We start from the raw sequence: 23,500 nt of genomic DNA on the forward strand, positions 1-23,500 counted from the left end.
TTTAGACGTATAAGCTAGAACTGCCTATGCGCGAAGCCGCTTTTGTCAAGCAAAATAAGGAAAAATGGATCGCATTTGAAAAAGCGCTGGACCGTTCCGCCAGCCTTAGCTCGGACCAGCTTGCCGACAGCTATATTCAGCTTACCAACGACCTGGCCTACGCCCAAACCTATTACAGGGATAGCAAGACCCTGGAATACCTCAATTCCCTGGCTTCCCAGGCACACCAAAAGATATATCGGAACCGGAAAGAGCGAAAAAACCGCCTGCTCGGATTCTGGCTGGAGGAGTTTCCCCTTTTTTTCAGGCAATATCAGCCCACGCTGGGGGTAGCCTTCCTGATTTTTGCCGTGGCCATGGCAATCGGGTCGCTATCGGCATTAAATGATTCGAGTTTTGTACGCCTTATCCTGGGCGACTCCTATGTAAACACTACCCTTGAAAATATAGCCAACGGGGATCCCACGGCCATCTATAAGAGCGGTGGTAAACTGGGTACTTTTCTGGGGATAACCATCCATAACATTCGGGTAGCTATTATCGCTTATGCCCTTGGCGTAATTACCAGTTTGGGAACGGCTTACATCTTGTTTTCCAATGGGGTCATGGTTGGGGCTTTTATTACCTTTTTCTACTCCCAGGGGGTTTTCCTGGAAGCCAACAAGCAAATCTGGCTGCACGGTAGTTTCGAGATTTCCGTGATCATTGTCGCCGGTTGCGCAGGCTTGATAATGGGTAACAGCATCCTTTTCCCAGGGACGTATTCCAGGAGGATTAGCTTTATGCGGGGTGCAAAGGATGGGATGAAGGTACTAGTGAGTACGCTCCCATTTTTTGTGGTAGCCGGCTTCATTGAAGGATTCATTACCCGGTATTCCGAAATGCCCACAGCCCTCGCCTTATTGATCATTTTCCTTTGCTTCAGCATTGTTATTTTCTACTATATCATTTATCCCAGAATTCTCTACCGAATCCATGAAAGGAAATCCCTCCCACCCCTTTAACGACTTGTTGGAACGCCGGGAATTTGGCGATCTCCTGACCTTGTACTTTGAATTCCTCAAGAGGAACTTCAAGGCATTCATACAGGTTTTTATCCGCTACAACGGCCTGCTGATGATTGGACTCCTACTGAGTAGCTACCTTTTAGTCTCCGGGTTTTCAGGACTATTCAATGTATTTGGGAACCAGACCATGGGGGTAACCCCAGAGGGAGGCGAGAATTACGGTGCCCTGCTGGGTTTTGGAATATTATTGTATTTCGTGATTGCCATTATTGCCACTACGCTGAATTATGCCCTGGCAACGGGCTATATCGTTCACTATCAGAACACGGAAGGAAAGCGCGCAGGCGCCCGGGATGTCTGGAATCTGATCAAAAAGCGAATTGGGAGCAGCCTGCTCTTTATGCTCATGGTATTGGTGTTGCTCGCCGTTGCTATGTTTATCGGAATATTCCTGTCTTTTATTCCGCTGGTTGGCCCCTTGCTCTTTTACGGGATTTTGTTCTTTATGAGCGCATGGTTAGGGATGTCCTTTACCGCTATGTTCGCCCACGACAAAAACCTGGGCGAAGCCCTGGGCGAAGGCTGGGACCTCTTGTTTAAATCGTTCTGGACCTGTATTGGCGTAAATTTTATCCTGGGAATTCTGAATTTTATACTGATGATGCTCCTGATGACCATCCCCGGAGTACTCATCGGCGCCTATGCGTTCCATCAGTTCCAAATCGATGGGCAGCAAACGGTGGAATGGCTGGATACTTTTGTTTTTACCCTGGGCGTGGGGATTTATCTGATCATGGGGATCCTCAATCAAAGTCTGACTCAGTGGGTAAACGGAATGTTGTACTACGCCTTGCATGAAAAGAAATACAACACCAATACGCGGCGCAAAATCGCCCTTATCGGAAATCAGGACGCGGGGTGAATACAACTTCCTCACATGAAGATTCGTGGCAGCCATTACTGCAGCAGCCCGATAGTGCGCAGGTCGCTCCCGATTCCATGCGGCAATTTGATTCCGGGTGGAAGGAAAACTATACCGGCGATGAATTCAATTACGATCGCATAGAAGGACAGGCACAGAACTATCTCAGCCGATTTATTCGCTGGGTGGTAGAATCCCTGGCGGAAATATTCGGGGTCGATGTGAGTGCCGAAACGCTCTCGATCATGGAATTCATAATCTATGCGTTATTAGGGGTATTGGCCCTGTACCTCGTGGTTCGAAATATTTCTCAAGCCCCCCTGGGCCAGCTCTTCAGCAAACAGGAGCCCGAGATGCCAGGCGCTGTCTGGCAGGAAGATGACCTGCAGGAAATTGACCTGGATGCCCTGCTTAAGGAAGCGCTCGATTCCGGAGACTATCGCCTGGCGGTGCGGTATCAATTCCTCCGCCTGCTTAAGAAACTCAATCGGGAAGGTAAGATCGATTATCATCCGGAAAAGACGAACTGGGATTATTTGGCCGAATTATCGGATAGTCCGCTGAAATCTCAATTCTCGCGAGCTTCCCGAATTTATGAATATGCCTGGTATGGAGAACAGCGTTTAAGCGCTGCCGCCTACGGAGGCGTTGTTTCGCTCTTTGAGAGCGAGAACGATACTGTTAAATCCAAGCAGGGCGCCCATGAGTAAGGCCAATAAAATAATTGTAGCCCTTTTTGGGTTGGCTGTTCTGGGAATTCTGATCGCAGAAATAGCAAGGCCCCAACCCATAAACTGGCGAGCCGACTTTACGCGTGCGGGAAAAGGGCCATTCGGTTGTTTTGTCATGTATTCTGAATTACCTGGCCTATTTTCCAACCGGGATATTGAGCCGATAGGTCAGGACCTGTATTATTGGCTAACCCACCGGGATACCGTCAATAATTCCTCCCTGGTTGTCATCAACAATCAAACAAATTTTGATCCCGCCCTCACCCGGGCCCTTTTAGCGCATGTGTCCAAAGGAAACACGGCCTTTGTTTCGAGCGCCTATATCGGCCCCACCCTCGAAGACACCCTTAACCTCCGGTTACAAACCGGATACAGCCTTATTGAGCAGGGAATAGAACTCGAATTGGCATACGATGGTTTCAGTCCCGACCGCTTTAAGTATACCAAAGGCTACCTGCGCAATTATTTTGAGCTCACGGACAGCACCAATGCAGAAGTTTTGGGTTGGCTTCATTTGCCCGAAGAAGAAGAATCGGACTGGGAAGGGGATACCGATTTGGACTCCTTGCTTACAGATCCCTTCGGTGATGAATCCCTTGATGAGGTGGAATTGTCCGAATTGGAGTCAGCTCCATTGCTGGAGGCACCAAACTTTTTGCGGATCCCATTTGGCCAGGGCACGCTGCTGCTGCACAGTACCCCGTATGCCTTCGGCAACTATTATATGCTTGGCGGAAATGAGGCCTATGTAGCCGGGGTACTCTCCTATTTAGAAGACCAAACCATATACTGGGACAACAACCTGAAAAGCGGGCGTCGCGTGGTAGATTCCCCCTTGCGCTTTGTATTGAGTCAGGCTCCGCTGCGTTGGGCCTACTACATTTTGATAATAACCTTGCTGTTATTTGTACTGGTGCGTTCACGCCGCGTTCAGCGCATCATTCCCGTGGTAACACCCCTGGAGAATACCAGTATTGCCTATACCCAAACGGTGGGAGACCTTTATTTTGAGCAACGGGATTATGCAGACATAATCGCCAAACGCCTGAGTTATTTCAGGGAAATGCTCCACAGCCGTTTTGGAATCACCCGACAACGCGAAGGCGATGAAGCCCTCGAACGCCTCGCCCATAAGTCCGGTTTAGATCCCGAATATATCGCACAAACCTTTGCATTCATACACCAGGTAGAAAAGAAAAAATACCCGGATAATAACGATTTGATCAAGCTCCACGAGCTGCTTAAACCTTTTAACTCATAACCCATGGAATCAACACCTCAGCAACCCACCCCGGAAAATGAAAAGGATCCCATCGCCTTCAATAACCGCGTTGACCTCGAAAAACTTCAGGCCTCTGCTGCTGCCTTAACGGAATCATTAGGGCAAGTGATTGTCGGCCAAAAAGATCTGGTGGAAATGTTGCTCATTGCTCTTTTGGCCGATGGACACGCTCTGATTGAAGGGGTGCCGGGCATTGCAAAAACCCTGAGTGCAAAAATGCTTTCGCGGGGATTGAATATCGGGTACAGTCGGATTCAGTTTACCCCGGACCTCATGCCCAGTGATATTCTGGGAACCTCTGTTTTTAATGCAAAAACTACTGATTTTGAGTTTAAGAAAGGACCGATCTTTTCAAATATTATTCTGATCGATGAGATCAACAGGGCCCCGGCCAAAACACAAGCTGCACTTTTCGAAGCCATGGCCGAACAACAAATCAGCATGGATGGTCAAACCTATCCCTTACCACCACCCTTCCTGGTAATCGCCACCCAAAATCCTATAGAACAAGAAGGTACCTACCGCCTCCCCGAGGCACAGCTCGACCGGTTCCTGTTCAAAATACCCATCACCTACCCGAATCTGGAAGAGGAGGTGGAAATCCTGCGGAGGAAGCACGCCCTTCAGGGCCAGGAGGAATCCACCTTGATCGAACCCATACTCGGACCTGAAGAAATTCAGGCGTACCAGGCGAGTATCCAAAAGATTATCGTCAAGGAAGAACTCATGCGCTACATTGCGGAAATTGTGAATCGCACCCGTGAAAATGCCAGTCTGTACCTCGGGGCGTCCCCTCGGGCTTCCATCGCTATTCTGCAGGGTGCCAAGGCGCAGGCTGCCCTGAGAGGTCGGGACTTTGTGACTCCCGACGACATCAAACGGGTTGCCCCTTACGTGCTCTCCCACCGCATTGTCCTTACTCCCGAACGCGAAATGGAAGGCGCAACCACAATGGAAGTTATCCGGCAACTACTCGACAGTGTCGAAATTCCGCGATAAGCCTAACTAGCCCATGCGTAAACTACTGCGACAGCTCTTTTTGAGCAAGCGATTTTTCCTCCTGAGCAGCCTCCTGGTGTTTGGGTTTATCCTGGCCTTTGTCTTCCCGGGATGGTTCGGGATATTTCGCTGGTTTGCAGCCCTGTTGGCTTTACTGGTCCTGCTCGACTGTGCGCTTTTGTTTGCGGCAGGAAAAGGGATTCACGCGAGCAGGGAATTACCGGAGCGTTTTTCGAACGGGGATCAGAATCCGGTTCCGATTTCTTTGCAGAATCGGTATTCATTCCCAATTGATTACGAGCTTATCGAAGAACTACCCGAGCAATTTCAAGCGCGGGATTTCAAGTATTCCGGAAAATTGAAATCCGGGGATGCCCGGAAAATTACCTACGAATTGCGGCCCACCGAACGGGGGATCTACACTTTTGGGAGGCTCATCGCCCTGGTTAGCTCTCCTTTGGGCCTGATACAAAGGCGTTTTTCCTTTCAGGGCGGGGAATCCGTAGCGGTATATCCTTCTTTTCTGGAATTGCGCAAATACGAATTACTGGCATTGTCTAATCGCCTTTCCGAATACGGACTAAAAAAGATCAGACGCATTGGGCACACCATGGAGTTCGAGCATATCCGGGAATACGTCAGTGGAGACGACGTGCGAAACCTGAACTGGAAGGCCACCGCCAAAAAGGCCGAACTGATGGTTAATCAGTATCAGGACGAAAAGTCCCAACCTGTCTATTCTGTGATCGATACGGGTCGGGTCATGCAAATGCCCTTTCACAGACTCTCCCTGCTGGATTATGCCATAAATGCGACCCTCGTCCTCAGTCGTGTGGCACTGAGAAAACAGGATAAGGCGGGAATGATGACTTTTAACCGAAAAGTAGACAACCGGGTGGTAGCCAATCGTCGCAGTTCTCAGATGCAACGCATCCTGGAAACGCTCTACCACATTAAAACTGACTTTGCCGAAAGCGACTTCGCCCGCCTGTATACGGATATTAAACGCAGCTTACCATTCCGCAGCCTGCTGTTGTTGTACACGAATTTTGAAACCCTGGATGCGCTCAATCGGCAGCTTCCTTATCTCAAAGCCCTGTCCCGGGATCATTTGCTGGTAGTGATCTTCTTTCGGAATACCGAGCTGGAAACCTTCAGCACAGAGGAAACCGACGCCGTTCGGGGTATCTTCCAGCAGACAATAGCCCAGAAGTTCATCTTTGAGAGGAAGCGAATTGTCCGCGAACTAGGACGACACGGAATCCAATCCCTCCTTACCCGGCCCGAAGACCTTACCGTCGCCACCCTGAACAAGTACCTGGAACTCAAGGCAAGGGGCTTGTTTTAAATCGAAAGTTGATTTCGTACCTTGGGATTTTAATACCCGCCACGCGGGTCAATAAAGCCAACCATGAAACCGATACTGACGTTGCTGGCAATACTGCTTGCCCTTTCTGCTTTATGCGCCCAGCAATACCCCGAAATAAATGAGCAACGCCTCCAACAGACCCTGGATTCCCTGGCCACTTTTGGTCGCGATAACCAGGACCGGCCAAATCGGGTCGCTTTCAGTGACGGTGATTTACAAGGCAGGGAGTATGTTATCAGCCTTATGGAGGCCGCAGGCCTGGAAGTTCGGATAGACGCAGCTGCGAATATTATCGGAACCCGTGCTGGTCGCAATCCGGAACTGAAGCCGCTTGCCCTGGGGTCCCATATTGACATGGTTCCCCTGGGTGGGAATTTCGATGGTTGCGTAGGATCTATGGGAGCCATTGAAGTGGCACGCACCCTGAATGATCGCGGAGTCCTTACCCGACATCCCCTGGAGTTCATCATCTTTTCGAATGAAGAAGGTGGCGTAATGGGAAGCCGGGCCATGGCGGGCAAGCTCTCGGAGGATGCCCTTCGGGTTCGCAATAGTACGGGATACAGTATGGCAGGAGGTATTCAACGCCTGGGTGGGGATACCCTCACCCTGGAGAGTGCCCAGAGACCCAAGGGTGCCTTTAGTGGATTTTTGGAACTCCATATAGAACAGGGGGCTATCCTGGACCGCCGCGACCTGGATATTGGAGTAGTGACCGGGATCGTCGGTTTAAACTGGTGGGATGTTACCTTTCAGGGAATGGCCAATCACGCAGGCACAACACCCATGAACCTTCGAAAAGACGCCTTGCTGGCAGCCGCGCGATTTGTACAGGCAGTGAATGAAGAGGCTTTGAAAATGGAGGGAAGTCAGGTAGCTACTGTTGGACGTATCGAAGCACAGCCAGGCGCGCCTAATGTAATCCCCGGAGAGGTGAAATTAAGTCTGGAAATCAGAGATTTATCTGCCGAAGTAATCCAGTCATTGTATCGAAATATCCAGATGCGTGCACAAGATATTTCCAGCGATTCCGGGGTACAGATCAATTTTGAAGCCCTGGATACCACCGGAATTCCAGCCCTGACCGACCCGGATATTCAGCAGACTATTGAAGAAGCGGCCCAGGAACTGGGGTTGAGCACCCTGAGAATGCCCAGTGGGGCAGGTCACGATGCACAGGATATTGCGATAATCGCTCCTGTGGGGATGATATTCGTGCCCAGCCGTGGCGGTATCAGTCATTCCCCGGATGAATATACTTCTCCGGAAGATTTCGCCAATGGCACACAGGTCCTGCTCAATGCACTACTGGACCTTGACTCTTCCCTGGAGTAGCTCGGGAATTTTTTTGTATCTTACAGAGAATCAGGTAACTCCGAGATTTTCTTCCCCCTGGAACCCGGGGAACCTAAAAACAACCAATCATGAAATTCAGGCAATCCATTATCGTGGGGGCGCTTCTGGCCCTGGCGTTAGTACTGATTAATTTTTTACCAGAACGAACCGTAACTCTTCCGAAAAGAGATATGGCTTCCATCGGAGCCATAAAGTGCACCGTCGCTAAATTTTTGTTGGAAGACGTAGACCACACCCGGCAAATTGCTCCCCTATTCGATAATCTGGGGAATTATACTTTTGAAGGTTACAGTGGGAATGCGGAGGCGAAGCCATTTTTTGATCAGGGCGTGCGCCTCACCTTTGCATTTAATCATGCCGAGGCCCATCGTTCCTTCCTGGAGGCCTCCCGACTGGATGCCGAAAGCGCCATGGCCTTTTGGGGCCAGGCCTATGCCCTTGGGCCCAACATCAATGACCAGTTGCCCGATCAACAACGCAAAGAGGCCGCCTGGGAAGCCCTGCAACAGGCACTAAGTCTTAAAGGTGGAGCATCTGAAATGGAACGCGACTTAATCTCGGCGTTGGAAGCGCGCTATAGCGATGATTGGGAACGCGATCAAGAGGAACTCAATGCGAATTATCTGTTGGCCATGGAAGCGGTTCGGGAGAAATACCCCAACAATGCGGATGTCCAAACGCTCTATGCCGCAGCGGCTATGAATACCATGCCCTGGAATTATTGGGATCTGGACGGGAATCCTTCACCCAATACCCCTGCAGCGAAAAAAGCTCTGGAACAGGCAATTTCGCTAAACCCGGAACACCCCGGGGCACACCATTATTACATCCATATGGTCGAACTCCCCTATCCGGATACCGGGGTTCCCAGTGCCGACGCCCTGGGCAGTCTGATGCCCGGAGCAGGCCATCTAGTGCATATGCCTTCTCACATTTATATCCGTGTAGGACGTTATCAGGACGCCGTAGCAGCGAATCAGCAAGCAATTCTCGCCGACGAAGACTATATATCCCAATGCTATTCGCAAGGGCTCTATCCGCTGGGTTATTACCCGCATAATATCCATTTTCTCTGGTCCGCATCGAGTATGATCGGTCAGAGTCAGATTGCTATAGATGCCGCCAAAAAAACAGCTGAAAAAGTACCAAAGGGAGAAATGGTCGAGCTCCCTTTCCTCCAGGATTTTGCGGCTACTCCCTTGTTGGCCTACGTCCGTTTTGGCAGGTGGAACGATATCCTCACCTATCCCGCACCTGATAGCGAAATCGTGCATTTGCATCTGATCCGACACTATGCGCGTGGTCTGGCTTTTATTCGAAAAAACAATGCGGATGAAGCCAGGGAAGAGTTGGAAGCCATTCGGGTTATTCTCGAAGATCCGGGTTCTGCCGAACTGATGGCGGCTTCTCAGAATACCACGGATAAAATTGCTGAGGTAGCTTATGAGGTGGTTGCCGGGGAATTAGCGCAGCTGGAAGGTAAGCATGAAATGGCGCGCAATCATCTGACCAATGCGGTGGCGGCCGAAGAAGCCCTGACCTATACCGAACCCTCTGCCTGGCACATTCCACCGAGGCAAAACCTCGGCGCGATTCTAATGGCCCAGGGAGATTTCGAAGCTGCCGAAAAGACCTATCGGGCCGACCTGGAACGGGTCCGGCAAAATGGATGGTCCTTATATGGGCTCTATCAGAGTCTTAAAGCACAAGGGAAAAACGGCGAGGCAGCAGCTGCCCTGGCAGCCTACGAAGCCATCTGGAAAGATGCGGATGTACAATTGGAAAATTCGGTATTCTAAAAGTCGAGCCGGGCTGCCTTGTCTCGAGCGGTACGGAATTCGCGCAACATGTTCGCTACGATCTGCGCTGCGGGCAGGATGTCGTGGATTATAGCCGATACCTGTCCGATTTCCAACTCGCCTTCTTCCAGATCGCCTTCGAACATCCCTTTTTTAGCGCGGGCACGTCCGAGGATTTCTGCAAGCTGCTCCGGGGTCGCTCCCCGGGCATAGGCCGCCTGGATATCGCGGTAGAATTTGTTTTTAAGCAGTCGGACAGGAGCCAGTTCCTTTAAGGTAAGGTGGGTATCTCCTTCTCCAGCTTCAACTACCATACGTTTGAATTCCGGGTGAGAGGAAGCTTCCTCGCTGGCGACAAATCGGCTACCTACCTGCACCCCATCGGCCCCAAGGACCATGGCAGCTAGCATCGCCTCTCCTGTCGCGATCCCTCCCGCGGCTATCAAGGGAACGGATACTTGCTCGCGAACAGCGGGAATTAAGGTAAGGGTGGTGGTCTCATCCCGACCGTTGTGCCCCCCGGCTTCAAACCCTTCTGCCACTATCGCATCAACGCCGGCATCCTGAGCCTTCATGGCAAATTTTAGACTGCTTACTACATGAACTACCGTACAACCAGCAGCTTTCAGGGTCGCTGTCCAGGTTTTGGGATTGCCGGCAGAGGTAAACACTATAGGAACCTTTTCCTCCTGGATGATGTCCATGATTTCTTCCAAATCCGGATAGAGCATGGGCACGTTTACGCCGAAAGGGTTATTGGTGGCTTTCCGACACTTTTGAATGTGCTCCCGCAGCACATCCGGGTACATGCTTCCAGCGCCCAGCAATCCTAATCCTCCTGCATTGGAAACGGCCGATGCCAATCGCCATCCACTAGCCCAGACCATGCCAGCCTGGATAATGGGGTAGTCAATAGCAAAGAGTTCGGTTACCCTATTTTTCATGATATTACTCCAGATCCAAGAAGTTCTTCTCCCCGATACCAGGCAACAAACTGCCCTTCCGTAATTGCGGATTGCGGGTTTTTAAAGTCCACATAAAGTCCCCCGCTCACCCGGTACAAGGTGGCCTCCTGTAATTCCTGACGATATCGTATTCTGGCGAGTACTTCCATTTGCCCGTCGAGTTCCAGAGCCATATCCTCACGTACCCAATGCAGTTCCTCCTCCTTTACAAAAAGCGTCCTGCGGTACAGTCCGGGATGCTGCTTGCCCTGGCCGGTATAAATGATATTTTTCGCTACGTCGGTCTGTATCACAAACAAAGGTTCTGGCGTTCCGCCTACATCCAGGCCTTTGCGTTGCCCGATCGTGAAGTAGTGTGCACCCTGATGCTTCCCAACGATTCGCCCCTGATCCGGGGTAAATTCAGGCTTTTCAGCATGAAAGGCCAACTCTTCCTCCTGATTCTCAAAATCCGGCAGGTGTCTGGAAAACTGCGGGGCGTCCCCAGGTACTTCGACAATATCGCCAGGTTTGGGCTGTAGCTGTTGTTGCAGGAATTCGGGCAGGCGCACCTTCCCGATAAAGCAGAGACCCTGGGAGTCCTTTTTACCAGCAGTAGCCAAATCGTTTTCCCGCGCTATGGCCCGCACCTCGGATTTTTGCAAATGCCCGATAGGAAAGAGGGCACGCCCGAGTTGTTCCTGATTGAGCTGGCACAGGAAATAAGACTGATCCTTTTGCGGATCTTCCCCGGCCAGCAAACGGTGAATCGTTTCCCCTTTGGAATTTACAAAACTCTCCTTGCGGCAATAGTGCCCGGTAGCCACGAAGTCCGCTCCCAGATCCAGGGCCAGTTTCAGGAAAAGATCGAACTTAATTTCCCGATTACAGAGCACATCGGGATTGGGAGTTCGACCCTGTTCGTATTCCCGGAACATATAATCTACAATACGCTCCTTGTATTCTGCACTGAGATCTACTGTCTGAAACGGAATCCCCAATTTTTCAGCTACCAGCAGTGCGTCATGACTGTCGTCCAGCCAAGGGCATTCCCGGGATATGACCACGCTGTCGTCGTGCCAATTCTTCATGAACAAGCCAATAACTTCGTAACCTTGTTGCTGGAGCAACAAAGCACTGACGCTACTATCAACGCCACCGGATAACCCGACTACAACTTTTTTTCGTTCCATAGTTTATCTCGGCAAAATTACGAATTATTGCGTCCCCTTCCATTTTCTCATAACCCGATTTAGCGCGCAAACCAGGCGTTAAAGTTTTGCAAAGCTTGATCATTTTGTTTAATCTTTTATATAGTTTCGTTAAACAATAAATTGCTAAACCTTTAAAAAATTGCTATGAAAAAGAAGTTTAAGTATTTCACTATCCTATTTCTTACCCTTGGGTTGGTTTCCCTGAATTCCTGTTCTGATGATGACGGGGATGGAGGCGAAAATTCGGACCCAACGATTGTACAACTCGCAGCCGGAAATGCTGACTTGAGCATTTTGGTAACTGCACTTACCGAAACCGGACTGGATGCGACGCTGGCCGGCGACGGACCTTTTACGGTTTTTGCCCCGACTAACGATGCCTTTGCTGCATTCCTTACCGATAATGGTTTTGCCAGCTTAGACGACGTCCCGAACGACGTGCTCACCCAAGTACTGTTGAATCACGTAGTTGCCGGGGAATTTTTCTCAAACGGCCTTTCTACGGGCTATGTTCCCTCCTCCTCCACCGCCGGACCTGGTGGAGCCACGCTAAGTCTTTTTATTGAGGCGCAGACAGGAGTAACTGTCAATGGCCAGTCTAACGTTTCTATTGCTGATATCGACGCTTCCAACGGAGTTGTCCACGTGGTAGATGCCGTGATCGGACTGCCTAATGTCGTAGATCATGTGGTAGCAAATCCTAGCTTGAGCAACCTCGTTGAAGCCCTTACTGCAGGAGGAAATACAACCTTCACAGGATTGCTTTCACTCGATGGTCCATACACCGTTTTTGCACCTGATAACGCGGCCTTCGCCAACTTCAATAATCCGAATGGCAATGACATCAATAACATCCTGGCAAATCATGTAATTGCCGGAGTTGCTGCCTTGTCAACAGGACTATCTAATTCCTATGTGAATACCCTCGGTGAAAATGCCGATGAGGATTTACTCTCCCTGTACATCAATACCGATACCGGGGTAGTCCTCAACGGAAGCAGTACCGTAACAACCGCCGACATCGTTGGAACTAACGGGGTAATTCATGTGGTTAATGAAGTTATCGATATCCCGACAGTGGTAAGTTTTGCCGTTGCTGATCCAACGTTCGCACCACTGGTAACCGCTCTGACCACGGCAACACCTGCAACTGATTTTGCGACCGTACTCAGCGGAGATGGCCCATTCACAGTATTCGCACCAACCGATGCAGCATTCCAGGCATTGCTGGATAGCAATATGGATTGGACTACTGTCGAGGACATTGAAGAAGGGTTGTTAACTTCCGTACTGAATCATCATGTGGTATCTGGAAATGTACGCTCTGGAGACCTTACCGATGGTATTATGCCGATGACACTGGAAGGAGATAACATCACCATTAACCTCCCCGGTACCGGAGATAATATCGCCGATGTAACCGACGGAGCTGGAAATTCAGGAATCGGAATTGTCGTAGTAGACGTACAAGCTGGAAATGGGGTGATCCACGTTCTGAATCAGGTAATGATCCCCGACACTATGAATTAGAGAATACCCGGATCGCAAAAAAGATCCCGGAGTTCCAAAGAAAAGGCCGCCCATGTGCGGCCTTTTTTTATTCATCGCTGTGACCACAAAAAGCGGGCAGCTCCCAACCGAATATTTGGCCTTGGCAACTTTTAGTTTGATAGCCCTCAACAGAATTGCATCTTTAGCTTCCCAAATCTTACCATACTTAACCAACCAAAAAAACCCAGGAATCCAGTTCCCGGGTTTTTTTCTTTTCGGATAGTTCAGGACTCCGAAGTAATTTTAATTTTCTTCTTCCTCGTCTTCGAGAATTTCCACGATCTCAAAGCCTTCGTCTACTTCCTGGTAAACAGCATTATTCAATTCGTAGGAGGGCACATCAGAGAAGTCGAATTCCTCAGCATCTTCAGGAAGATCTGGAACTACAGCTCCTACAGGGGTTTCCACTACCTCATAGTCCTCTCCTTGCTTTTGATAGAAAACGCCCTCGGAATACCAGTAGGGACGATTTCTCACCACAATACGAATCGGGGCAACGGTAAGGGTTCTTACTCGAAATCCGATAGGAGGAAATGTTCTTACATATACGCCTCGTCTTGAGACATAATACATCCCCCTGACGGGGTAATAGTTTACACTTCGAAAGGCAACTACGCGAGTGCCTGCAGGCAAACGTCTCAGGGTGCGGCGAGCAACACGGCGGTTAACTCTTCTGTTGACGCGTTTTCTGACGCGGCGGTTTTTGCGTCGTACCGCAGACCTTTTGGTGCGGTCTACTTTAACAACTGTGGTCGTCCGACGTGCGGAATTTTGTGCTTCAACGGTAGCGGGAACACAGAAAAGCAAGGCCAGAAGGGTTAGGCCAAAGAATAATGTAGATTTCATAGCTTGTTATATTGGTGACTGCTCTTGGATAGTTTAAAACGACCAAGGTTTAATCACATTGCCAGGAAATCGACGAAATGCGCTATTTCTTCTTTTTTTGTTTTTCCGCTTCCTCCATCATTTCACGCATCTTCTTCTGGAAACGATTCTCTTTCTTGGGCTGCTTTTTCTTCTGCTCGATCTGAGCGTGGATTTTGTTCTCGTCCAGGATTACATTTTTGATCACCAGCATAATACCTATGGTAATCAGGTTGGAAACGAAATAGTACAAACTCAAACCACTGGCGTAGTTATTAAAGAAGAACAACATCAACAGCGGGGAGAGGTACATGATAAACTTCATGTTTGGCATCCCGGGTTGCGTCTGCATTTGCTGGCCAGTAGTCATCATCATATAAAAGAAGATGGCTACGGATGCCAGGATTGGGAACAGACTTACGTGATCCCCGTAAAAAGGAATAGTAAAGGGCAATTGCGCTATGGTATCATAGGAACTTAAGTCCTCAGCCCAAAGGAATGATTTCTGCCTGAGTGCAAAACTCGTCGGGAAGAACATAAACAGCGCATAGAATATCGGCAGCTGCAACAGGGCGGGGATACACCCGCTCAAGGGGCTTACCCCAGCTTTGTTGTAGAGCTTCATAGTCTCCTGCTGCCGCTTCATGGCGTTGTCCTTATGCTTTTCATTGATTTCTGTGATCTCCGGCTTCAGCACCCGCATCTTGGCCTGAGAGAGATAGGACTTGTACGTCACGGGTGACAGCAAAATACGCACGAGGATGGTCATGACTACGATGGCGATACCGTAAGGCAGGAAGGAACTCAAAAAGCCAAAGAACGGGGTAAACAGATACCGGTTGATCCAACCGAAAATCCCCCATCCATAGGGTATGGAATCGGCCAGGGCCAAATCTTCATATTGTTCGAGTGTGTCGATGTCGGTTGGCCCGTAATACCAGTGCATGCTACTGGCCAGTTCTCCAGCAGACTTCGGGAGCTCGGTAGCAATTCCAAACTCCTTGGTAAATTCCGTCTCCCGACTTTCTTCCTCGACCAGGTTGGCCGACTTCAGGTCTACCGAAGCCAGCGGTTGGTTCACAGCCAGGATGCTGCTGAAGAAATGTTGCCGGAAAGACATCCAGCGAACATCGACTTCTGTTTCTTCGTCCAGATCACTACTCTCGGATAACTTACTGATATCTTCTCCTTCGTGCCGGTAGGTGAGTCGGGTGTAGCGGTTCTCGTACATAACGCTTTTGTTATGTCGAATCCCCTTCATTTCCCACTGCATAGGTACTCCATCGCCCGATGCGAGTACGGAAGCAAGCCCCTGGGAACGTATGTCAAAATCGAGCAGGTATTCTCCAGGTTTCAGGGTATAGCGGAATTCGAGGAATTGCTGCGGACCCGCTTTCGCTTTCATTGACAATACCTGATTCCCGTTGTCCTGGGTCAGTTCAGGTTGGAAATACATATCCCGGGTTTGGAGTACCCGGTTATCGTTGGTGGTCAGGACTAGATTAAAACTCGCATTTCCATCTTTGATCAGGTATACCGGGATGGAATCAAAAGTAACATACTGCTTCATCCGGGCCTCGGTGATCTGCCCACCTTTATTGCTTATCTCCAGGAACAGCAGGTCGTTTTCCAGGGTGGTTTCACCATCGGTGGTTTCTGTAAAGGCAAAGGCCCCTACCCTATTGCGATATGCGGCATTTGCCGCGGAGTCGGAGAGTACAACAGTTTGCTCTGGCTGTACTTCCGGGATTGGATTATTCTGGGCCTCCAGTTGTTCCAGGGAGTCCTGTACCTGCTCCTGTCGCTCCTTTTCTGCCGCCAATTCTTCCGGGCTGGGCTTGGTCATCCAGAACCATCCTATGAGGATGAGGAAAATCAGCACAAAGCCAATAATAGAGTTCAGGTCTAATTTCTTTTCTTCCATTTATATGTAATCTATAGTCGAATGCGTTTTTGGTCAGGCGCTTTTGTTTTGGCCCAGCTCCAGGGTCTCAATTTCCAATCCAAAAACCCCACTTATGCCAAACTGGCACTACTATGCTGCTCTTGATGTTTAACAGCAGCCTCTACAAGACCCACAAATAAGGGATGTGGAGTGGCTACAGTACTCTTGTATTCCGGGTGATACTGAACCCCGATAAACCAGGGGTGATCCGGTAACTCAACAATTTCTACCAGGCCTGTTTCGGCATTGATCCCGGAGAAGACCATTCCGGCCGCCTCCATCTGCTCCTTATAATCATTGTTGAATTCATATCGGTGTCTGTGGCGTTCCGAGATGGTAGCCGCCTTGTTGTATACTTCGGAAACCAGGGTATCCTCGCTCAATTCGCAATCCCAGGCGCCCAAACGCATGGTACCCCCCATGTTCACAATGGTCTTCTGCGCTTCCATCAGATCAATAACCGGATGCGGGGCATTTTCGTTCATTTCCGTGGAGTTTGCGTTTTCAAGACCCAGGATATTCCGAGCAAATTCGATGACGGCCATTTGCATCCCGAGACAAATCCCGAGGAAGGGAATCCCCTGCTCGCGCGCATACCGCACCGCTTTAATTTTTCCCTCAATTCCGCGCTCCCCGAATCCGGGAGCTACGATAATCCCGTTAAGCCCGGCCATTTTCTTTTCGAGGTTATTCTCGCTGATGTGTTCGGAATGGATAGAAACTACCTTTACTTCCGCTTCGTTACTTGCCCCTGCATGAATAATGGCCTCCAAAATACTCTTATAGGAATCCTGCAGCTCAACGTATTTGCCAATCAGCCCAATGGTGACTTTCTTTTTCGGGTTTTTAAGCCGGTGGATGAATTCATTCCAGGAATCCAGGTCAGGCTCCGGCAATACAGGCATCTGTAGTTTTTCCAGGGCTACCCGGTCCAGTCCTTCCTCTTGCATCATCAGCGGAACCGCGTAGATGGTATCTGCGTCGATGGATTGGATTACTGCCTCTTTTTTAACGTTGCAGAAAAGCGCCAGTTTTTGTTTGATCTCCTCAGAGATTTCATGCTCCGTTCTGCATACGAGGATATCTGCTTTGATCCCACTCTCCATCAGGGTTTTGACAGAGTGTTGTGTGGGTTTGGTTTTGAGTTCTCCCGCAGCCGACAGGAAGGGCACCAGGGTTAGATGAACCACAATGGCATTGCCATCTCCCAGTTCCCAGAGCAACTGACGTACAGCTTCGATATAGGGCAGGGATTCAATATCCCCCACGGTTCCGCCGATTTCGGTAATCACCACGTCGTACTCCCCGCTATTTCCCAATAACTGGATCCGTTCTTTGATTTCATTAGTGATATGCGGAACTACCTGAACCGTTTTCCCCAGGAATTCGCCCCGGCGCTCTTTCTCGATAACGCTTTGATAAATGCGCCCGGTGGTCACATTATTTGCCTGAGAGGTTCGAACATTCAGGAAGCGTTCGTAATGCCCCAGGTCCAGATCGGTTTCTGCTCCGTCATCCGTCACATAGCACTCCCCGTGCTCATAGGGGTTGAGCGTACCCGGGTCTACGTTGATATAAGGATCTAATTTTTGGATGGTGGTTCTCAGGCCTCTGGCCTGCAGGAGTTTCGCGAGGGAGGCGGAAATGATTCCTTTCCCTAAAGAAGAAGTTACTCCCCCCGTAACAAAGACGTATTTCGTAGCTGCCATTTGCGGATTGTTCGTTACGGGATTCAAAGATACAAATTGCCGTAAGAACTGCTGCCCTCAGCAGAGGGTTTTCTCAGAAAGCTGTTAAGAGTATGGGGGAAACCTAAGATATCCCGGATTAATCCTGCGCCAGGATCTCTGCGATTTCGCGGTTCCATGCCTGTTGTGCAGCACGGTTGCGGGAATAATCCGTTTCCCGGTCATAGCGATTCTGAAATTCGGACAATTCCCGATTGATTTCCTGAAACATGGCCCGGACTTCGGCCTTTACGTTCTCAGAAAATGTCCTGGATCGCAACCGGCGTCTGAATTCCCGGGCAAATAATTCGGAAATGTCAAAATGAAGCTGTTCATGGCTCAGTACATTGTCGTCGCAAACCGCAGCGTGGTACCAGGACTTATCCGGATAAAAATAAGTGTCTACTTCAAAATCCAGCAAATATCGCCTCCCTGAAGACCGTGTCTTGTACCGATAACTGATCCCGCTGGCTGTGGTCGCTGCTATGCGCGTGCTCTCCGGTGGAGTAGCCTTGAAGTTGGACCAGGACAAGCGATGGCCGGGCTCCCAGCGAATTGCTTCCCGTTCCGCTTGGGCACTAAGCGAGCCGCATAGCCCTGAAAAGGATACGAATAACAGTAACTGAATGGTGAAGTTGCGCTTCCCCTTGCCCATTTGCTTCCCGGTTATAGCCTGAATTCAGGCTGTTTACCAGATAACGGGGAAAGGTGGAATTATAGTGTCCAGGAAAAGGTGATATCCCGTTCAATGTCGGGGTGCAGGCTCTGATGTACCGGGCAGGTCATTCCGGTATTCTCCAGGATCTTGCGTTCTTTATCACTGGCAGCAGCAGGAAGTTCCAGCTGAATTGCTATCCTGGAAATACGCCGGGGGTTCGACGCCATAACTTTAGTAACAGAGGCTGTTGACCCCTTGAGGTCCAACCCCATATCTCTGGCCTTGATTCCCATGACCGTTAGCATGCAACTTGCTAATCCGGTGGCAACGGTATCCGTAGGACTAAAAGCCTCCCCTTTCCCGTGGTTATCGGTTGGGGCGTCGGTAATAAAACTACTCCCCGATTTCAGGTGGGTGCTTTGGGCGCGTAACTCGCCCTGATAGAGAACTTTTGAAGTCATGGTTTGTCTACTTCAACAATGCGCAGCCCGGAATACATGAGAATATAACTCGACATATTGAAATATCCGGATTGCAGCGGTTTAACATAATTGAATCTGTTTGCACTGTATTCCAATTCCCCAAGCTGGTCTGCTACCTCAAACAGGTCAGGCTTGTAGGCCAGGCGCAACACTAAATCCATTGCCAAGTCAAAACCACGGGCTGCAAATCGGTCGGGTTCCCCCCCGAACCGACGGCGATACCGGCGAATAAAGCCTGGATCCATCTGCTCCTTGTTTACTGAAGGGAAGGTGAACTTCAGGTTGGAGAGGTGGGTAGGAGAAATTACAGGATTATCATAAATGCGATTTCCGTTGGTAGTCAACATTCGGATTGCGGTGGTATCTGAATTCGCGGAATTCAAAATAGACACCACACTGGAGGCGATCTTAAAATTATCGGTCTCTACAAATACCCAGTTTTCCTGTTCCTCCGAAAGCTTGTTGTACAAATCATCGACGTTCAGGCTAATATTTTCCTCCTCTTGCCGCAAGTCTACCAACTCGGCATCGGGAAAGCGCTCCAGGATCTGTGTTTCTGATTCAATGCTCTCCTGGTCGGAAATAATCAGGATTTTTTGTTCCTCCCGTTCCCCATCAACGTAATCGAGCAGACTTTTACGCAGGCGTTGATCCGAGGTGAAGGTGTAAAATATATTCTCCTCCGGAACTTCCAAAGACACCCGGGTAGGTGCGATTACAGGTATTTCCAGTTCTGAGGCCCTTGCGGCAACCTCACGGATGGATTGCGGTTCGAGGGGACCCACAATGGCACTCAATCCCGATAGTTCCTGAGATAGCATTAAGCTGCGTACGTGCTCTGTTTTAAGGCGGGTATCGCGGGCGATCAGTTCAGCAGAGACGCCCATTTCCCTCAGGGAATCCATGGCTACAAGCATTCCTGAATACAATCCGAGGCTGTATTTCAGGGCATTGTTGTTTTCTATCCGCTTCCCGGTCTGCTCTTCATCCTGTAAATTCAGGCGATCCAATCGGAATGGAAAGAGTACCAGGAGCTTAGGCACATTCATTGGGTTTATGCTGTCCTTGAGGTTGAACTGGTCCAGAACAACCGCATTCTTAACAGCCAGGTCTTCGGCCCGGTTCCCGGGGATTCTCAACACCATTCCAGCCTTGAGCCCGAGACGCAAATCCGGATTCAGTGCGATGAGTTCGGTCCAGCCGATACCGAATTTCCGGGTCAGGGAAAACTCGGTTTGCTTGGGTTTAACTTCATAAAAAAGAAACTCGGAATCTTCGGTGTTTTCGGGTTGTACAGGCTTTTCCGGCAGGCGGATTTCCATACCCTCCTGTAACCCGCCACGGTCCATGATCTCCGGGTTCAGCCGTACAATTTCCTCCCGGCTTATTCCGTATTCCTGGCTAAGGCTAAAAAGCGTCTTTTGGGGAGGGACGGTATAGGATATATAAATCTGAGTCTGTTGATTTTCAATGGTCTCACCCGGCTTTACAGGAACGCGCAACTCCTGACCAATAGCGAGGTAAGAAGTACTTCGGGGTAGTTCCGGATTGAGGCTGAGCAAGCTGTCCATGGAAATTCCGAATTCATGTGCAATGCTCCAACGGGTTTCCTGTGGCTTTACAATGTAAGTGCCCAATTGCGCTTCCAACTCCAATTCCTCCCGATATCCCTCCGGATAAACCGGGATCCGGAGCACCATCCCACGCTGCAGGTCTTTTGAATACAACTCGGGATTGTATCTTTTAAGTTCGGATTCCTCGATCTCGTAGCGTTGGGTAATCCCGAACAGGGTTTCCTTTTTGCGTACCCTATGGGTTTTGAAGCTAACGGGTTGGAATTGCCCGGTGGTATCCTGAGAAGAAATCGCCGGCCGGCTTACTGTCGAGGTAGCTTCCTGAGCAGGGATCACCAAAATGGTATTGGGTTTCAGGGTGGATTCGCGATCCAATTCCTTGTTGTACCTCAGGATTTGATCTACTGATACCCCGTATTCCCGCGAAATGGAAGAGAGCGTTTCCCCTTGCTTAACCGCATGCGAGCGAAACTGCTGAGCCTTTACCCCACATCCCAGTAACAGGAAGAAAACAGCGCAAAGCGCAAATTTTGCAGGCCATTTCATGCTATTCCCATTCTATGGTCGCCGGAGGCTTGGAGCTGATATCATAGACCACCCTATTGACACCCGGCACTTTGTTTATGATTTCGTTTGAGGTCTTTTGCAGAAATTCATACGGCAGGTTTACCCAGTCTGCGGTCATGCCATCTGTACTTTCTACTGCACGTAAAGCTACGCATTTTTCATAAGTTCTCTCGTCTCCCATGACCCCTACACTCTGAACGGGAAGGAGCATGGCCCCGGCCTGCCAGACCTTGTCGTAAAGGCCCCAATCACGTAACCCCTGAATAAAAATGTGGTCTACTTCCTGAAGGATGGCTACCTTATCGGCAGTGACTTCCCCAAGGATACGAATCCCCAGGCCCGGACCCGGAAATGGATGACGTCCCAGGCGTTCCCCCGGAATATCCAAGCTGGCTCCCACGCGTCGCACCTCATCCTTGAACAACATCTTAAGGGGCTCTACAATCTTCAGTTTCATATAGTCGGGCAGCCCACCAACGTTATGGTGGCTCTTGATAGTGGCCGAGGGACCTCCACTGGCCGAAACAGATTCGATCCGGTCCGGGTATATCGTACCTTGGCCCAACCATTTGGCATCCGTTACCTTATGGGCTTCTTCATCGAATACCTCGATAAACACCCGCCCGATAGCCTTTCGCTTTAATTCCGGGTCTTCAACGCCTTTCAAGGCTGAAAGGAACCGCTCAGAAGCGTCAACGCCTTTTACGTTGAGTCCCATCCCGGAATACTGGTCCAGTACTTCGCTGAACTCATTTTTTCGCAACAATCCATTGTTTACAAAAATACAGTGGAGGTGGTCGCCTATGGCTTTGTGAAGCAGTACGGCTGCCACCGTTGAATCCACCCCGCCGGACAGCCCGAGGATTACCTTTTCGCTTCCTACCGTTGCCTTAAGTTCGGCAACAGTGCTTTCTACGAACGCGTCAGGTGTCCAGGTCTGGGCTAAGCCTGCAATGTTAACCAGAAAGTTTTCCAACAAGCGGGCTCCATCCTGGGTGTGATATACTTCAGGGTGAAATTGAATCCCATATATTTTTTCGCTCTCGATTTTAAAAGCCGCATTGGTAACGTCTTCCGTGCTGGCTAACAATTCTGCTTCAGGAGGAAGTTTTTTAATGGTATCGCTATGGCTCATCCAAACCTGCGATCCTGAAGAGATGCCGTTAAAAAACCGCCCCTCTTTTATTTGCGATAATCTGGCCCGTCCATATTCCCGGGTATTGGACGGTGCCACCTCACCGCCACTGAAATGCGCTATGTACTGTGCCCCATAGCATACGGCCAACATCGGCTTGTGCCCGCGGATGGCACTTAAGTCGGGATGGGGAGCATCTTCGGAAAGCGTCGAGAAGGGAGAACCGCTCAGGATTACAGCCTTAAAATCGTCGAGGTTTTCAGGTAGTTTGTTGTAAGGCTTTATTTCGCAATAAATATTCAGCTCGCGAACTCTTCTGGCGATGAGTTGTGTGTATTGTGAGCCAAAGTCAAGGATGAGAACGTTATTTTGCATGGGCAAAAATAGCAAAATCCGCGATTCCCTACCTCCTGATAATAAAAATTCTATATATTAAACATACAGTCTAGGTAGCATATTATATTGTACTGGTATAAAGTATTTTAAACGCTTTCCTACAAATTGTTTTAGGCGATTTATGAAGCGATTAATGTACGCGCTGCCCTGCTTCAAACTCCACCCAACAAAAAAACCCCGGCCTTGGAGCCGGGGTCTTTCTTTCCCCTGTTCTCACAGGGTCAAAACCAACCTAAACACATGAACTAATTATGACACAAGTTACTTTTCGGAAGTTTCATAAATCCTGTCCCGCCGCAATTGGGGGCTGCGACGGAAAACAGGATTTACTTCTCTTTCTCAGCAACTTTTCAACTATGAAACAACCAAACATTATTTTACCCTACCCTGAAAGGTGATTTTTTTTAATTTTATTTAAAATGATGGTATGACCGGTGCAATTTGGAATCAGATTATTGAAAGCTTAACCGAGGCAGTAAAGCAGTCCGACCATCCCTGGCGAACGGGCTCCCTGGCTACCCAGGGATTGGACAATATGCCCCGTCAACGCACTATTGTGCTTCGCGAATTTGACCCGGATTCTGTTCGGCTCTGTTTTTACACCGATTCCCGCTCCAAAAAAATGGTCCACATCAAAGAAGACAAACGAGTTAGCTTACTGCTCTATAATCCAAAAGAATTGGTACAACTGCGATTGGAAGGCATCGCCATCAAGGAATCTGACGAAAAACAGAATGCACGGAGGTGGGCGGCTATCCCGGAATCTTCACGAAAGGATTATATCACCCATATCGCGCCAGGTTCAGAGATTCCCGGGCCGGATAGTGTAGAATACCTGCACGACGAGAAGTTCTTCGCCAGCATCTACATCCAGCCCCACAAGATTGAATACCTGCAACTCAAGCGCCCAAATCACCTGCGGGTGCGATACAGCAGGGAAGGTGACGTTTGGAATGGTGAGTTCTTAGTGCCCTGATG

19 protein-coding genes are annotated in these 23,500 nt (G+C 49.6%); 10 read left to right on the top strand and 9 right to left on the bottom strand.

What is annotated here, in order from left to right; translation table 11 throughout:
- The first annotated feature begins 26 nt into the window (after positions 1–26).
- From BM318_RS11125 to BM318_RS11160, 8 genes are all read left to right on the top strand, one after another.
- Entirely contained in the window at positions 27–1,004 is a 978-nt protein-coding gene (locus BM318_RS11125; protein ID WP_092982675.1) for a stage II sporulation protein M, read from the top strand.
- Positions 976–1,929, top strand: a complete 954-nt coding sequence (locus BM318_RS11130) for a hypothetical protein (RefSeq protein WP_092982676.1) — start codon at positions 976–978, stop codon at positions 1,927–1,929. Before BM318_RS11125 ends, BM318_RS11130 begins: the two co-directional genes overlap by 29 nt.
- Positions 1,926–2,639: a DUF4129 domain-containing protein gene (locus BM318_RS11135; RefSeq protein WP_092982677.1), complete on the top strand. Its 714-nt coding sequence runs from the start codon at positions 1,926–1,928 to the stop codon at positions 2,637–2,639. The genes BM318_RS11130 and BM318_RS11135 overlap by 4 nt, the downstream gene beginning before the upstream one ends.
- The gene (locus tag BM318_RS11140) at positions 2,632–3,921 is read left to right on the top strand and encodes a DUF4350 domain-containing protein (protein ID WP_092982678.1); all 1,290 of its coding nucleotides are present in this window, start codon (positions 2,632–2,634) and stop codon (positions 3,919–3,921) included. Before BM318_RS11135 ends, BM318_RS11140 begins: the two co-directional genes overlap by 8 nt.
- Before the next feature lie 3 nt (positions 3,922–3,924).
- Positions 3,925–4,941 (top strand): AAA family ATPase, encoded by a 1,017-nt coding sequence (locus tag BM318_RS11145; RefSeq protein WP_092982679.1) that lies wholly within the window; start codon positions 3,925–3,927, stop codon positions 4,939–4,941.
- A 13-nt stretch (positions 4,942–4,954) separates the two neighbouring features.
- Entirely contained in the window at positions 4,955–6,289 is a 1,335-nt protein-coding gene (locus BM318_RS11150; protein WP_092982680.1) for a DUF58 domain-containing protein, read from the top strand.
- A 63-nt stretch (positions 6,290–6,352) separates the two neighbouring features.
- Complete coding sequence (locus BM318_RS11155) at positions 6,353–7,645, top strand: Zn-dependent hydrolase (RefSeq protein WP_092982681.1); 1,293 nt, start codon at positions 6,353–6,355, stop codon at positions 7,643–7,645.
- A gap of 89 nt (positions 7,646–7,734) precedes the next feature.
- A complete protein-coding gene (locus tag BM318_RS11160) occupies positions 7,735–9,465 on the top strand; it encodes a tetratricopeptide repeat protein (protein WP_092982682.1) in 1,731 nt (576 codons plus the stop codon).
- Here BM318_RS11160 and BM318_RS11165 read toward each other — a convergent pair.
- The gene (locus BM318_RS11165) at positions 9,462–10,409 is read right to left on the bottom strand and encodes an NAD(P)H-dependent flavin oxidoreductase (protein WP_092982683.1); all 948 of its coding nucleotides are present in this window, start codon (positions 10,407–10,409) and stop codon (positions 9,462–9,464) included. The two genes, BM318_RS11160 and BM318_RS11165, sit on opposite strands and share 4 nt — an antisense overlap.
- Positions 10,406–11,602: a tRNA 2-thiouridine(34) synthase MnmA gene (mnmA, locus tag BM318_RS11170; RefSeq protein ID WP_092982684.1), complete on the bottom strand. Its 1,197-nt coding sequence runs from the start codon at positions 11,600–11,602 to the stop codon at positions 10,406–10,408. The genes BM318_RS11165 and mnmA overlap by 4 nt, the downstream gene beginning before the upstream one ends.
- A 165-nt stretch (positions 11,603–11,767) precedes the next feature.
- Between mnmA and BM318_RS11175 the strand changes: the two genes are divergently transcribed.
- A complete protein-coding gene (locus tag BM318_RS11175) occupies positions 11,768–13,153 on the top strand; it encodes a fasciclin domain-containing protein (RefSeq protein ID WP_092982685.1) in 1,386 nt (461 codons plus the stop codon).
- A gap of 264 nt (positions 13,154–13,417) precedes the next feature.
- Here the strand turns inward: BM318_RS11175 and BM318_RS14330 are convergent, their stop codons facing one another.
- The 7 genes from BM318_RS14330 to guaA form a co-directional block, all read right to left on the bottom strand.
- Positions 13,418–14,020, bottom strand: a complete 603-nt coding sequence (locus BM318_RS14330; protein ID WP_143099968.1) for a DUF6515 family protein — start codon at positions 14,018–14,020, stop codon at positions 13,418–13,420.
- An 82-nt stretch (positions 14,021–14,102) separates the two neighbouring features.
- Positions 14,103–15,962, bottom strand: a complete 1,860-nt coding sequence (gene yidC / locus BM318_RS11185; protein ID WP_092982687.1) for a membrane protein insertase YidC — start codon at positions 15,960–15,962, stop codon at positions 14,103–14,105.
- Positions 15,963–16,054: 92 nt separating this feature from the next.
- On the bottom strand, positions 16,055–17,692 hold the full coding sequence (locus tag BM318_RS11190; protein WP_092982688.1) for a CTP synthase: 1,638 nt from the start codon (positions 17,690–17,692) through the stop codon (positions 16,055–16,057).
- Positions 17,693–17,810: 118 nt separating this feature from the next.
- Positions 17,811–18,365, bottom strand: a complete 555-nt coding sequence (locus BM318_RS11195; protein ID WP_092982689.1) for a DUF922 domain-containing protein — start codon at positions 18,363–18,365, stop codon at positions 17,811–17,813.
- Positions 18,366–18,424: 59 nt separating this feature from the next.
- On the bottom strand, positions 18,425–18,829 hold the full coding sequence (locus tag BM318_RS11200) for an OsmC family protein (protein ID WP_092982690.1): 405 nt from the start codon (positions 18,827–18,829) through the stop codon (positions 18,425–18,427).
- Positions 18,826–20,970 (bottom strand): LysM peptidoglycan-binding domain-containing protein, encoded by a 2,145-nt coding sequence (locus BM318_RS11205; RefSeq protein WP_092982691.1) that lies wholly within the window; start codon positions 20,968–20,970, stop codon positions 18,826–18,828. The genes BM318_RS11200 and BM318_RS11205 overlap by 4 nt, the downstream gene beginning before the upstream one ends.
- 1 nt (position 20,971) lies before the next feature.
- Positions 20,972–22,501, bottom strand: coding sequence for a glutamine-hydrolyzing GMP synthase (gene guaA / locus BM318_RS11210; RefSeq protein WP_092982692.1), 1,530 nt, complete (start codon positions 22,499–22,501; stop codon positions 20,972–20,974).
- Positions 22,502–22,949: 448 nt separating this feature from the next.
- Here guaA and BM318_RS11215 point away from each other — a divergent pair, with 448 nt between their 5' ends.
- Complete coding sequence (locus BM318_RS11215) at positions 22,950–23,498, top strand: pyridoxamine 5'-phosphate oxidase family protein (protein WP_092982693.1); 549 nt, start codon at positions 22,950–22,952, stop codon at positions 23,496–23,498.
- The last annotated feature ends 2 nt before the right edge of the window (positions 23,499–23,500 follow it).

It is taken from the genome of Robiginitalea myxolifaciens (assembly GCF_900115205.1).
Taxonomy (GTDB): Bacteria; Bacteroidota; Bacteroidia; order Flavobacteriales; family Flavobacteriaceae; genus Robiginitalea; species Robiginitalea myxolifaciens.

Excerpts from the sequence above, each read along its gene's own strand:
- BM318_RS11125 (WP_092982675.1), top strand. The coding sequence starts at position 27 with ATGCGCGAAGCCGCTTTTGTCAAGCAAAATAAGGAAAAATGGATCGCA.
- BM318_RS11130 (WP_092982676.1), top strand. The coding sequence starts at position 976 with ATGAAAGGAAATCCCTCCCACCCCTTTAACGACTTGTTGGAACGCCGG.
- BM318_RS11140 (WP_092982678.1), top strand. The coding sequence starts at position 2,632 with ATGAGTAAGGCCAATAAAATAATTGTAGCCCTTTTTGGGTTGGCTGTT.
- BM318_RS11145 (WP_092982679.1), top strand. The coding sequence starts at position 3,925 with ATGGAATCAACACCTCAGCAACCCACCCCGGAAAATGAAAAGGATCCC.
- BM318_RS11150 (WP_092982680.1), top strand. The coding sequence starts at position 4,955 with ATGCGTAAACTACTGCGACAGCTCTTTTTGAGCAAGCGATTTTTCCTC.
- BM318_RS11155 (WP_092982681.1), top strand. The coding sequence starts at position 6,353 with ATGAAACCGATACTGACGTTGCTGGCAATACTGCTTGCCCTTTCTGCT.
- BM318_RS11160 (WP_092982682.1), top strand. The coding sequence starts at position 7,735 with ATGAAATTCAGGCAATCCATTATCGTGGGGGCGCTTCTGGCCCTGGCG.
- BM318_RS11165 (WP_092982683.1), bottom strand. The coding sequence starts at position 10,409 with ATGAAAAATAGGGTAACCGAACTCTTTGCTATTGACTACCCCATTATC.
- mnmA (WP_092982684.1), bottom strand. The coding sequence starts at position 11,602 with ATGGAACGAAAAAAAGTTGTAGTCGGGTTATCCGGTGGCGTTGATAGT.
- BM318_RS11175 (WP_092982685.1), top strand. The coding sequence starts at position 11,768 with ATGAAAAAGAAGTTTAAGTATTTCACTATCCTATTTCTTACCCTTGGG.
- BM318_RS14330 (WP_143099968.1), bottom strand. The coding sequence starts at position 14,020 with ATGAAATCTACATTATTCTTTGGCCTAACCCTTCTGGCCTTGCTTTTC.
- yidC (WP_092982687.1), bottom strand. The coding sequence starts at position 15,962 with ATGGAAGAAAAGAAATTAGACCTGAACTCTATTATTGGCTTTGTGCTG.
- BM318_RS11190 (WP_092982688.1), bottom strand. The coding sequence starts at position 17,692 with ATGGCAGCTACGAAATACGTCTTTGTTACGGGGGGAGTAACTTCTTCT.
- BM318_RS11195 (WP_092982689.1), bottom strand. The coding sequence starts at position 18,365 with ATGGGCAAGGGGAAGCGCAACTTCACCATTCAGTTACTGTTATTCGTA.
- BM318_RS11200 (WP_092982690.1), bottom strand. The coding sequence starts at position 18,829 with ATGACTTCAAAAGTTCTCTATCAGGGCGAGTTACGCGCCCAAAGCACC.
- BM318_RS11205 (WP_092982691.1), bottom strand. The coding sequence starts at position 20,970 with ATGAAATGGCCTGCAAAATTTGCGCTTTGCGCTGTTTTCTTCCTGTTA.
- guaA (WP_092982692.1), bottom strand. The coding sequence starts at position 22,501 with ATGCAAAATAACGTTCTCATCCTTGACTTTGGCTCACAATACACACAA.
- BM318_RS11215 (WP_092982693.1), top strand. The coding sequence starts at position 22,950 with ATGACCGGTGCAATTTGGAATCAGATTATTGAAAGCTTAACCGAGGCA.